The organism is Bradyrhizobium sp. Kon69 (assembly GCF_055807515.1).
The window spans coordinates 255,092-267,072 of record NZ_JBVVOS010000002.1 but is presented as its reverse complement, the minus strand read 5'-3'; the positions used below and the strand labels follow the sequence as shown (position 1 = coordinate 267,072).

The following is an 11,981-nucleotide window of genomic DNA, read 5'->3' as shown; positions in this document are numbered from 1 at the left end:
AAACCCGTTTCTGCATGGAAATCCGGGACATCATGCATCCATGAAAACGGGGTAGAGGGAGGCGAGCAGCAGGATTGCCATCACGATGTTGAAGGCCCGGACCAGGCGCTCGGACGTCAGCACCGGCCGTAGTGCAGTGCCGAACAGGACCCAGACCACGGTCGAGACCGCGCCGACGAGGAGGCTGACCAGGGTCTGGATTGCGATATTGACGGGGAATTGGGCAATCGCCGCGTAGGCGGTGATGGTGCCGATCACGATCACCCAGCCCTTGGCGTTGATCCACTGGAACATCGCCGCGCCCCAGAAAGTCATCGGGCCGCGGCCGGTCTCACCATCGGGTGTGGTCGGGCCGGACAAGGCAATCACGGCGGCGAGGTAAATCAGATAGGCCGCGCCGGCATATTTCAAGATCGTCTGGAGGATCGGATAGGCCAGGAACACTGTGCCGAGCCCGAGACCCACGGCGGCGATCATGAAAGCAAAACCGATGACGATGCCGGCGATGTGGGGGATGGTGCGCCGGAAGCCGTAGGTCAGGCCCGACGCCAGCAGCATGATGTTGTTCGGCCCGGGCGTGAAATACATCACCACCATGAAGGCGAGGAAGGCATAGAAGAGCGAATAGGCCATAGTCACCTCACGCGATCTTCGGCAGGATTTGCGGGCGCTTCGCCAGCACCATCACCGCGATACCGCCGATCACGGTGAGCATGCCGGCGAGGCGCAGCGGGCCGAACCGCTCCCCGAACACGATGCTGGATGCGGCCGAGCCGACGAACGGCACCAGCAGCGCGAACGGCACCACTTGCGCGGTGGGATAGTCACGCAGCAGCCGGCCCCACAGCCAATAGGCGATGCTGGTGGAGATGCCGCCGATCAACAGCAGGCAAATGAGGCCGGTGAGCGACATGTGGATCAGCGACTGCCAGGTCGGCGTCGGTCCGTTGACGATCAGCGTGAGCGCGAACAGCGGGACCGCGGTGGCCAGGCACAACCAGGCGAACAGATCGAACATCGGCACGCCGCGGGCCCCGCGCAGCAGGATATTGCCGACCGCAAAGCTGACCGGGGCGATCATCAACACGGCGAAGGCACCGATGCTGAAATCATAGCCGACCGTGCCGCAGATCATCAAAAGACCGATTGCTGCGATGACGATACCAAGCGTCTGCACTGGCGTCGGCCGCTCGCCGAATGCGATCGCGGCAAAGCCGATCGTGAACAGCGCCTGGCTCTGCACGACGACGCTGGTCAGCCCCACCGGCACGCCATGGGCGATGCCATAGGCCTGGCTCAGAAACTGGCCGAGAAAGAGCGTGAAGCTGATCGCGATCAGGAGCGGCCAGGCGACTTTCGGCTTGCGAATGAACAGGCACGGCACCGCGGCAATGGTGAAGCGCATCGCCGTCATCAGCTCCGGCGAAAATTCGTCGAGCGCGATCCGGCTCGCCACGAAGGCAAGCCCCCAGATGATCGCCACCAGGATGGCGATGAGGATGTCGGCCGGCTTCATTGTCGTTCCCGGTTCTGCCCTGTCGTGCAGCCCTGTTTGTTGTTCTGGTCGAGCCTTGCTTGCCGGCCTTTACGTGGAAGAGTTGGGTTTCCGCAGCAGATAAGTGCCGTGCATCGGAGCGTGGTAATCGGCCGAGACCAGCGTGAAGCCGACGTCGGTCAGCATCCGCTCCATGACCCAGCCAAAAGTGGAATATTCGTCGCGCATGTGAGTGACGACGCTTTCACGCGGGACATCATGGTTCTTGATCTCGAAGTCGGCCCATTGCTCGACGTCGCGCTCGAGCGCATCGGGCATCGACGCGTAGACGATGTCGCGCAAATAGAACGTGGCGCCGGGCTTGAGCGCGCGATAGATCCGCGACATCGCCACCGCCTTCCAGAAATCCGGCAGATGGTGCAGCGTGAACTCGCTGACGATCAGGTCATAGGATTCCGGCCGGTAGGCGAAGCTGAGCAGGCCGGCGGACTGCGTGCGGACGGGCGCCTTGCGGTCGCGCGCATAGATCTCGGCGAGCGCCAGCATCGCGGGCGAGATGTCGATGGCGTCGACTTCGGCGCCCATCAGCGCCGCCTCGGTCGCAAGCACGCCGTTGCCGCAACCGATGTCGGCGATGCGCCAGCCGCGCTGGACGCCGAGCATTTTCAGCGCGGCGCGCGCCCGTAGATCGGCATCGTCGTGACTGTCGTAGATCGACGCCACAGCGGGCCCGATCCCCATCCGATTCCGCTCGTTGTAGTACCAGTCGCGCGCCAGCATGGCTCACATTCCTTCAGGCCCGCGACCGATCGCGGCAACACCGGTGCGCGACACTTCGACGAGGCCAAGCGGACGCATCAGGTCGATAAACTGATTGATCTTGTCGGTATTGCCTGTGATCTCGAACACAAAGCTTTCGGTGGTGGCGTCGATCACGCGGGCACGGAACGCGTCAGCCAGCCGCAGCGCCTCGACGCGATGCTCGCCCTCTCCGCGCACCTTGACCATTGCAAGCTCGCGCTCGATCGAGCGTTTCGTCAACGTCATATCGACGACGCGATAGACCGGGATCATGCGATCGAGCTGATGCTTGATCTGCTCGATCACCATCGGCGTACCCGTGGTGACGATGGTGATGCGCGAGAGATGCTTCTGGCTCTCGGTCTCGGAGACCGTGAGGCTCTCGATGTTGTAGCCGCGCCCCGAGAACAGGCCGATGACGCGCGCGAGCACGCCGGGCTCGTTCTGCACGAGCACCGAAAGCGTGTGCGTCTCGTTCGGGTCGTGGCGTTCCTCGATGAAATAGGCGGATGCGGGCTGGTTCATTGTCGTCCCCTTTATTTTCGTCGTCACGCCGTCGCCCGATGAGCGACCGGCGCTTCCGTCCCGACCCAACCGCGGAACAGATCGAAATCGATATTGCCGCCGGACAGCACGAGACCGACGCGCTTGCCCTGTAACTTGGTCTTTTCCTGAAGCGCTGCGGCGAGCGCGGCGGCACCGGCGCCTTCGGCGAGATTGTGCGTGTCAGTCCAGAGCGCATGGATCGCAAGCGCGATCTCATCGTCCGTCACCTGGACGATACGCGAGGCGCCCCTGAGGATGACCGCGAGCGCTTCCGGATCGGGAATCCGCGTCGCCATGCCGTCCGCGAGCGTGTTGCTGGTCTCGGTGGTCACGACGCGGCCCGCCGCGAACGACAGCGCGTAGGACGGCGCCTCCGTCGATTGCACGCCGACGATCTCGGTCTTCAGGCCGAGCAGATCGCGCGCCATGATGCAGCCGCAGATCCCCGAGCCCTGCCCGATCGGCACATAGAGGATGTCGAGATCGGCCGCGGCCCGGAGCAATTCGAGCGCATAGGTCGCCACGCCCAGCACTAGGTCCGTATGGAACGACGGCACCATGTGCAGCCCGGCGAACTGCGCGTGGCGCCCGGCTTCCTCGCGTGCGGCCTGAAAGTCCTCGCCGTGCTCAACGAGTTCGGCGCCAAACGCCTTCATCGCGCGGTTCTTCTCGATCGAATTGCCGCGCGGCACATAGATCACGGCAGGCACGCCATGGCGGCTCGCCGCAAAGGCGAGGCTCTGGCCATGATTGCCGCGCGTCGCCGAGATGATGCCCGGAATGTTCGGCCGTTCGCGCTTCAGCCGATCGAGATAGACCAACCCGCCGCGCACCTTGAAGGCGCCGGTCGGCGTGTGATTCTCGTGCTTGACCACGACCTGCGTGCCGAGCCGCTGGCTGAGCAGCGGCCAGGCGTGCGCCGGCGTCGGCGGCACCGCCTGCTCCACGATCGCATGCGCGCGTTCGAGCTCGTTCAGGTCGACCATCACGCTCACACCAGCGCCTTGCCGCCGGCGAACGCCTTTGCGGTGGCTTCGTCGTTCGCCTGCTCCGGCAACAGCATCTCGTTGTGCGCCTTGCCGGAGGGGATCATCGGGAAGCAGTTTTCCAGCGACGCGACGCGGCAGTCGAACAGCACCGGGCGCTTGACCGAGATCATCTCCTGGATGGCGCCGTCGAGATCGCCGGGCTTGTGCACCTGGATGCCGACCCCGCCATAGGCTTCCGCGAGCTTGACGAAGTCCGGCATCGCCTCCGAGTAGGAATGCGACAGGCGATTGCCATGGAGCAGCTGTTGCCACTGCCGCACCATGCCCATGTACTGGTTGTTCAGGATGAAGATCTTGATCGGCAGCTCGTACTGCACCGCCGTCGACATCTCCTGCATCGTCATCTGCACCGAGGCATCGCCCGCGATGTCGATGACGAGGCTGTCGGGATGGGCAACCTGCACGCCGACCGCGGCCGGCAAGCCGTAGCCCATGGTGCCGAGACCGCCCGAGGTCATCCAGCGATGCGGCTCCTCGAAGCCGTAGAACTGCGCGGCCCACATCTGATGCTGGCCGACCTCGGTGGTGATGTAGGTGTCCCTGCCGCGCGTCGCCTCGAACAGGCTCTGGATCGCGTGCTGCGGCAGGATGACGTCGTTGCTCTTCCTGTAATAGAGCGAGTTGCGGGCGCGCCACTGCGCGATCTGCTGCCACCAGGCCTTGATGTCGGGCTTCTTCGCCTCCGCCTTGAACACCTGGAGAATGTCGCCGAGGATGTTGCCGCAGTCGCCGATGATCGGCACGTCGACGCGGATGTTCTTGTTGATCGAGGACGGGTCGATGTCGATGTGGATCTTCTTCGAGCCCGGCGAGAACGCATCGACGCGGCCGGTGATGCGGTCGTCGAAGCGCGCACCGACGCACAGCATGACGTCGCAATCATGCATGGTCATGTTGGCTTCGTAGGTGCCGTGCATGCCGAGCATGCCGAGCCAGCTCTTGCCCGACGCGGGATATGCGCCGAGGCCCATCAGCGTGGAGGTGATCGGAAAGCCAGTGACCTCGACCAGCTCGCGCAGCAGCCTGGTGGCTTCAGGACCGGAATTGATCACGCCGCCGCCGCTGTAGATCACGGGCCGCTTGGCGCCTGCGAGCAGCGCCACGGCCTTGCGGATCTGCGTCGCATCGCCCTTCACCCGCGGCGCGTAGGAGCGATGCACGTCGGACTTGCGCGGCGGATGATAGGTGCCGGTCGCGAACTGCACGTCCTTGGGCACGTCGACGAGCACCGGGCCCGGTCGACCCGTGGTCGCAACGTAAAACGCCTCGTGCAGCACCTTTGCGAGATCGTTGACGTCGCGCACCAGCCAATTGTGTTTGGTGCAGGGGCGCGTGATGCCGACGGTGTCGCATTCCTGGAAGGCGTCGTTGCCGATCAGATGCGTCGGCACCTGGCCGGAGATGCAGACCAGCGGGATCGAGTCCATCAGCGCGTCGGTGAGTGGCGTCACCATGTTGGTGGCGCCGGGACCGGAGGTCACCAGTGCAACGCCGGGCCGGCCGGTCGAACGCGCATAGCCCTCGGCGGCGTGGCCCGCACCCTGCTCGTGGCGGACCAGGATGTGCTGGACTTCGCTCTGCTGGAAGATCTCGTCGTAGATCGGGAGCACCGCGCCGCCGGGGTAGCCGAAAATGTCGGTCACGCCATGATCGATGAGCGCGCGGACGATCATCGCGGCGCCGGTCATCTGGTTCGGATCGTGGCTCTTGTCGCTCATTGGCTTGCTCCGGATGCGCTGTTGTCAGCGGCTTCGTTCGTGTCGGGTTTTCGGAAATAAAAAAGGCCCCGAAGAGGGCCCATGCACACCGCCTGTCATGTGGATGGCAGCTAGCCACCCCCGGCGGTGTGCCTGGGTACGACGGCGATAAGGAGTTTGGTAATAATATTACGCATGGTGGCGGCTCGGCTTCCCAAAGGTTGCGCGAAACATAACGGCCGGCGCCCCGATGTCAAGGCAATGCGGCCGTTCCCGCGCGATTTTGGCAGTGTAGCGGTGTTCCCGGGGTTGGGCGAGAGGTAAATTCGGCGACCGAGGCACAAAAGCGTGTCAACCGGGGTCCCGGGCCGCGTTCACGATCGCCGCCAGCCAGCCCCGCGTCTCCCCGGGCTTCAGCCACTCGAACTCGGGCAATTGGTGCCGGAACCAGGTGAACTGCCGCTTGGCGTAGTGGCGGGTGTCGGCGCGGCCGATGGTAGCCGCCTGCTCCAGGCTGAGCTCACCGCGCAGATGCCGGATTAGCGCCGGCACGCCATGAGCCTTCATCGCCGGCAGCAGCGGATCGAGGTCTCGGGCGGCGAGACGCTCGACCTCCTCCAGCGCGCCGGCCTCCAACATGGCGTCGAAGCGGGCGTCGATACGCGCATAGAGCTCGTCGCGCTCGGGCGCGAGGAACACGGCGCGAAAACTGTCCTTCGGCAGCAGCGGCGGCTGGCCCTCATGATGCCAGTCCAGCAGCGAACGGCCGGTGGCTTCGACCACTTCGAGCGCGCGCGCAATGCGCGTGCGATCACGCAGGTTCAATCGCTCGGCGGCTCGCGGATCGGAGGCTGCGAGTTCCGCATGCAGCGCCTCGACGCCGTTCCGCTCCAGCCGCGCGCGAACGTCCTCGCGCACCTCGACAGGGATCGGCGGCACCACGGAAAGGCCCGCCGTCAGCGCCTTGAAGTACAGCCCGGTCCCGCCGATGAAGATCGGCAGGCGGTCCTCCGCTTGCGCCTCTTCGAGCGCCCTCGCCGCGTCACTCACCCAGGCACCAGCCGAAAAATTCACGGCCGCATCGACATGGCCGTAGAGGCGATGAGGCACCCGCGCCTCGTCGTCATCTGTGGGGCGCGCAGTGATGATGCGGAGGTCGCGGTAGACCTGCATGGAATCGGCATTGATCACGACCCCGCCCGCAGCGAGCGCAAGCTCGAGCGCCAGCGCCGACTTGCCGCTGGCGGTCGGGCCTGCGATAAGCACCGCCTTGCCAACATGCCTTCTGCCGACTTGTCCCTCGCTCACGAAAACCTCAAATGTCCCTCGTCGCCACGCTGATCTGCAACCCGAATAATCCCGCGCTCGACTCGACCATCGTCGACGGCGCCCGCGCGGTGCTGCCACAGGCGGCTCCCGCGCACTGGCTGTTCGACGGGGTGGCAGTCGATATCCCCTTCGGTGCCGACAGTAACCTCGAAGGCGACCGTCACGCCATCGAGCAGCGACTCCGCGAGATACGAGGCGACCTGCCCATCGACATCGTCGTGCAGCCAGTCGGCTTCCGGCGCAAGAAGCTTTTTCTCGCCGACATGGATTCCACCATGATCGGCCAGGAATGCATCGACGAGCTCGCCGATCTGGTCGGGGTGAAGGCCCATGTGGCAGCCATTACCGAACGTGCGATGCGCGGCGAGGTCGAGTTCGAGCCAGCGCTGCGCGAGCGCGTTGCGCTGCTCAAGGACCTCCCCGCCAGTGCCGTCGACGAGGTGCTGGCCAAGCGCATTACGCTGACGCCGGGCGGCCGCGAACTGGTCGCGACCATGCGCGCCCATGGCGCCTATGCCTGCCTCGTCTCCGGCGGCTTCACGCTGTTCACCAGCGCGGTCGCCACCAGGATAGGTTTCCAGGAGAACCGCGCCAACGAGCTCGTCGTCCGCGACGGCAAGTTCACCGGCGAGGTGAAGGAGCCGATCTTGGGGCGCGCGGCAAAGCTCGCGACGCTGGTGGATCTGATGGAGTCGTTCGATCTCGACGACGTCGACTCGCTGGCGGTCGGCGACGGCGCCAATGATCTCGCGATGATCCAGGCGGCGGGGCTGGGCGTGGCGTATCATGCGAAGCCTGCGGTGGCCGCCGCTGCGGCAGCCCGGATCGATCATGGCGATCTCACCGCGCTGCTGTATGCGCAGGGGTATCGACGTGAGGAGTTCGTGGAGGCGTAGCCTCCTCTCCGCTGTCATCACCCGCGAAAGCGAGTGATGACAGTATTCCAGAGACAGAGCGAGGATACGTAAAAGCCGCGGCGTACCGGATGCCCCGCTTTCGCGGAGCATGACAGTGAATGTGTGGCTGCTCGTGCGCCTACTGCACGCTCAACGCCACGAAGCGCAGCTCGCCTTCGGCGTTCGAGACCAGCAGCAGCACCGACTTCTTACCGTCCTTCTTGAGCTGGTCGACTCGTTTCTGGATGTCGGCGCCGCTGGAGACGCTCTCCTGCGCCACCTCGACGATGACGTCGCCGGCGGAGAGGCGCTTCTCGGCGGCATCCGAATTGGAGTCGACATTGGTGACGACCACGCCCTTGACGGTGTCCTTGATCTTGTAGCGCGTACGCAGATCCTTGCTCAGCGCCGCGAGATCGAGGCCGAGCGCCTTCTGTGTCACGGTCTTTTCAGGCGCGGGCTCGTCGGTCTTCACTGCGGCCTGCACCTTGTCGGGATCCTGCAGCCGGCCGAGCATGACCTTCTTGGTCTCCTCCTGCCCCTTGCGGATGATGACGACGTCGACCTCCTTGCCGACCGCGGTGTCGGCGACCACGCGAGAGAGATCCTTGGGGTCCTTGACGTCCTTGCCGTCGAACTTGACGACGACGTCGCCGGGCTCGATGCCGGCCGGTTTGGCCGGGCCCTTGTCGTCGACGCCGGCAACCAGCGCGCCGCGCGGCGGCTTGATGTTGAGGCTCTCGGCGATCTCGTCGGTGACGCTCTGGATGCGCACGCCCAGCCAGCCGCGGCGCAATTCGCCGAACTGGCGGAGCTGGTCGACGACACCCGCCACCGTCTTCGACGGTACGGCGAAGCCGATGCCGATCGAGCCGCCGGAGGGCGAGATGATCAGCGTGTTGACGCCGATGACGTCGCCATCGAGGTTGAACAGCGGACCGCCGGAATTGCCGCGGTTGATGGAGGCGTCGGTCTGAATGTAGCTGTCGTAGGGACCTGAGGAGATGTCACGGTTCTTCGCCGAGACGATACCGGCCGTCACGGTGCCGCCGAGGCTGAAAGGATTGCCGATTGCGACGACCCAGTCGCCGAGGCGCAGCTTGTCGGAATCGCCGAACTTCACCGACACCAGCGGCTTCGGCGGCTTGAACTTCAGCACGGCAAGGTCGGTCTTCTTGTCGACGCCGACCAGGTCGGCCTTGATCTTGGTGCCGTCGTTGAGGATGACGTTGATCTCGTCGGCGTCCGCAATGACGTGGTTGTTGGTGACGACGACGCCTGATGTGTCGATGATGAAGCCGCTTCCGAGCGAGTTGGTCTTGCGCGGCGCCGGGCTGTTCTCGCCGCCCTTGCTGCCGCCGCCGGGACCCTTGCGATTCTTGAAGAAGTCGTCGAAGAACTCCTCGAAGGGCGAGCCGGGTGGCAGTTGCGGCATGGCATTGCCGCCGCCCTTGGCTTCGACGGTTTGCGAGGTCGAGATGTTGACGACCGCGTCGATCACCTTCTCGGCGACGTCGGCGATGCCGTCCGGCCCGCGCGCATAGGCCGGTGTACCGAGTGCGCTGAAAGCGCCAACGGCGAGCGCGGCCAGCCCTAAGCGCAAACGGGTCGGGGCAATGGTGGCAGCGGTCATTGTGATCTCCAGGAAACAAGGATTCGAGGTCAAGACTGCGCTCGAACGGGGGGACGGCGCAAGCGCGGACCTTAACGGGCCTCAAGACCCGGATAATAAGGCGAAAACCGGTCCCTCGCCTTCACTTTGGCGTTGGTGCGACGGCTAAATTGGACGTCGCATAACCCAGATCAGGACCAGGCCGGCCACGGCCGAACCGATGCCGACCGCCCGCAGAACGTTGTCCGGCGTGGCCATCGCGCTTTTCATGGCCTTGCGCATCCAGGCCGGGCTTGCCGCGAACATCAAGCCTTCCAGCACGAACAGGATGCCCAAACCGATGAGGAAGTCGGTGAACGCAATGGACCTCATCGGATTGGAACCTCCCGTTGTGCTGTTCTTGTCTGGACGAAGAGCGGCCAGACTTGCCGCCCGACTTGCCGCCCTTGTCTCACTTACGGCTTCGCTGGCGTCGTGGTCGCCGTCTTGCCGGACGGGTTACCAAAGAACCGGAAGAAATCCGAGTCCGGCCGCAGCAGGAAGCGGGTGTCGTTCGCGCGCAGCCCGGTTTCATAGGCCGCCATCGAGCGGTAGAAGGCGAAGAAATCCGCATCCTTGCCGTAGGCTTCGGCGAACAGACGGTTGCGCTCGGCATCGCCGACGCCGCGCGTCTGCTCGGCCAGCGACCTTGCATCCGCCTCGATCACGGTCGCCTCGCGGTCGGCCTTGGAGCGGATCTCCTGTGCCTTCTGGCCGCCCTGCGCGCGGAACTCGGCGGCTTCGCGCTCGCGTTCCGTCTTCATGCGCTGATAGACCGCCTGGCTGTTCTGCTCGGGCAGATCGGCACGGCGGATCCGGACGTCGACGACCTGGATGCCGTAGCCGTCCGCCTCGTGGTCGAGCTGATCGCGGATGCGCTGCATCAGCTTCTCGCGGTCGTCCCGGACCACGTTGATGAAGGTCACCTCGCCGAGCACGCGGCGCAGCGCCGCGTTCAAGAGCGTGGTGAGCTGGATATTGGCGGCCTGGATCGAGCCGATGCTCTGATAGAAGCGGAGCGCGTCCTTGATGCGGTAACGCGCGAAGGCGTCGACCACGAGTCGCTTCTGGTCGGACGCGATCGCTTCCTGCGACGGGTTCTCCAGATCGAGGATGCGCTTGTCGATGTTGATCACCGAATTCCACGGCGCCTTGAAGTGCAGGCCGGGAGCGGTGACGACGTCGACGGGCTTGCCGAATTGCAGCACGATGGTCTGCTCGGTCTGCGCCACCGTGAACAGGGACATGTAGCCCACGATCACGACGAGCAGGAGGCCGAGCAGCGTGACGATGCCTGTGACCGGAGATCTCATCGGTTGCCTCCGGTCGTCTGCTGGCCGGTTGCAGGCGGCCGCTTGGCTGTCAATTCGCTGAGCGGCAGATAGGGCACGACGCCCTGGCCCGACTGGCCGCCGTCATAGATCAGCTTTTCCGAGCCGCCGAGCACGCGCTCCATCGTCTCCAGATAAATCCGTTCACGCGTCACGTCGGGCGCCTTCTTGTATTCCTCGTAAACCTTCAGGAAGCGCGAGCTCTGGCCCTTGGCCTCGGCGACCGTCTGCTCCCTATAGCCTTCGGCGGCCTGCATGATCTGCGCTGCACGTCCGCGTGCCTGCGGCACGACCTGGTTGGCATAGGTCTGCGCCTCGTTCTGCAGCTGCTCGAGATTGGCGCGCGCCGCCTGGACGTCGCGGAAGGCGTCGATCACCTGCGCCGGCGGGTCGACCTTCTGCATCTGCACCTGGCTGATCTGAATGCCGGCGCCGTAGCTGTCCAGGGTCTTCTGGATCAGTTCCTGCACGCCCTGTTCGGTGACGTTGCGCGCACCGGTCAGGATCGGCTGGATCTGCGAGCGGCCGATCACCTCGCGCATCGCGCTCTCGGCGACCGCCTTCACGGTGCCTTCGGGATTCTGGATGTTGAAGAGGAAATCGCCGACGCCGTTGGGCTTGATGCGCCAGAGCACGGTGAAATCGACGTCGACGATGTTCTCGTCGCCGGTCAGCATCAGGCTCTCTTCCGGCACGTCACGAATGGAGCGGCCGCGCCGCGCCGGATCGTCGATCAGCGTCATTCCGATGGAGATGGTGGACACGCGCAATGCCTTTGGCAGCAGCACGGTCTCGATCGGATAGGGCAGATGGTAGTTCAGGCCGGGCTCTACCGTGCGGACATGCTTGCCGAAGCGCAGCACGACGCCGAGCTCTTCGGACTGCACCCGGAAGAAGCCCGACAGCAGCCAGAACGCGACGATGAGCAGCACGATCAGCGTGATGCCGATGCCGGAGAAATAGCCACCCGGCATGATCTGCTGGAGGCGATCCTGGCCGCGCCGCAGAAGGTCTTCCAGATCCGGCGGCCTTGGCCCGACCGGTTGCGGGCCGTTGCCCCATGGTCCCTTCGGACCCGAGCCCCATGGGCCACCGCCCTGATTCTTCCACGGCATTCGACGCTCTCCTCGGCAGGGTGAAATTGCCCCCCGCCCGCTTTGTCCGGTCCGGCTTTATAGGGGACAGG

12 protein-coding genes are annotated in these 11,981 nt (G+C 64.8%); 1 reads left to right on the top strand and 11 read right to left on the bottom strand.

The window, feature by feature from the left end; genetic code table 11:
- Positions 1-30: 30 nt before the first annotated feature.
- The 7 genes from AC0L3U_RS03530 to miaA all read right to left on the bottom strand — a co-directional run bounded on the left by AC0L3U_RS03530 (position 31) and on the right by miaA (position 6,896).
- Entirely contained in the window at positions 31-633 is a 603-nt protein-coding gene (locus AC0L3U_RS03530) for a LysE family translocator (protein WP_456768491.1), read from the bottom strand.
- 7 nt (positions 634-640) lie between these two features.
- The gene (locus AC0L3U_RS03525; protein ID WP_473360694.1) at positions 641-1,516 is read right to left on the bottom strand and encodes an EamA family transporter; all 876 of its coding nucleotides are present in this window, start codon (positions 1,514-1,516) and stop codon (positions 641-643) included.
- 69 nt (positions 1,517-1,585) lie between these two features.
- A complete protein-coding gene (locus AC0L3U_RS03520; protein WP_456768489.1) occupies positions 1,586-2,275 on the bottom strand; it encodes a class I SAM-dependent methyltransferase in 690 nt (229 codons plus the stop codon).
- Positions 2,276-2,278: 3 nt separating this feature from the next.
- On the bottom strand, positions 2,279-2,821 hold the full coding sequence (ilvN, locus tag AC0L3U_RS03515) for an acetolactate synthase small subunit (RefSeq protein WP_027519532.1): 543 nt from the start codon (positions 2,819-2,821) through the stop codon (positions 2,279-2,281).
- 23 nt (positions 2,822-2,844) lie between these two features.
- Positions 2,845-3,828, bottom strand: a complete 984-nt coding sequence (locus tag AC0L3U_RS03510; protein WP_473360693.1) for a threonine dehydratase — start codon at positions 3,826-3,828, stop codon at positions 2,845-2,847.
- Between the two features lie 5 nt (positions 3,829-3,833).
- A complete protein-coding gene (locus AC0L3U_RS03505) occupies positions 3,834-5,609 on the bottom strand; it encodes an acetolactate synthase 3 large subunit (protein WP_007600983.1) in 1,776 nt (591 codons plus the stop codon).
- 330 nt (positions 5,610-5,939) lie between these two features.
- On the bottom strand, positions 5,940-6,896 hold the full coding sequence (gene miaA, locus AC0L3U_RS03500) for a tRNA (adenosine(37)-N6)-dimethylallyltransferase MiaA (RefSeq protein WP_473360692.1): 957 nt from the start codon (positions 6,894-6,896) through the stop codon (positions 5,940-5,942).
- Between the two features lie 11 nt (positions 6,897-6,907).
- Between miaA and serB the strand changes: the two genes are divergently transcribed.
- Positions 6,908-7,813 carry a phosphoserine phosphatase SerB gene (gene serB, locus AC0L3U_RS03495; protein WP_473360691.1) on the top strand — a complete coding sequence of 302 codons (906 nt, stop codon included), beginning with the start codon at positions 6,908-6,910 and terminating at the stop codon, positions 7,811-7,813.
- A 139-nt stretch (positions 7,814-7,952) separates the two neighbouring features.
- On the opposite strand, the gene AC0L3U_RS03490 is transcribed toward serB, so the two are convergent.
- From AC0L3U_RS03490 to hflK, 4 genes are all read right to left on the bottom strand, one after another.
- Positions 7,953-9,446 (bottom strand): Do family serine endopeptidase, encoded by a 1,494-nt coding sequence (locus AC0L3U_RS03490; RefSeq protein WP_473360690.1) that lies wholly within the window; start codon positions 9,444-9,446, stop codon positions 7,953-7,955.
- A 144-nt stretch (positions 9,447-9,590) separates the two neighbouring features.
- Entirely contained in the window at positions 9,591-9,797 is a 207-nt protein-coding gene (locus tag AC0L3U_RS03485) for a DUF2065 domain-containing protein (protein WP_007600979.1), read from the bottom strand.
- An 83-nt stretch (positions 9,798-9,880) separates the two neighbouring features.
- Positions 9,881-10,777, bottom strand: a complete 897-nt coding sequence (gene hflC, locus AC0L3U_RS03480; protein WP_456768483.1) for a protease modulator HflC — start codon at positions 10,775-10,777, stop codon at positions 9,881-9,883.
- On the bottom strand, positions 10,774-11,910 hold the full coding sequence (gene hflK, locus AC0L3U_RS03475) for an FtsH protease activity modulator HflK (protein ID WP_007600977.1): 1,137 nt from the start codon (positions 11,908-11,910) through the stop codon (positions 10,774-10,776). The genes hflC and hflK overlap by 4 nt, the downstream gene beginning before the upstream one ends.
- Between the last annotated feature and the right edge of the window lie 71 nt (positions 11,911-11,981).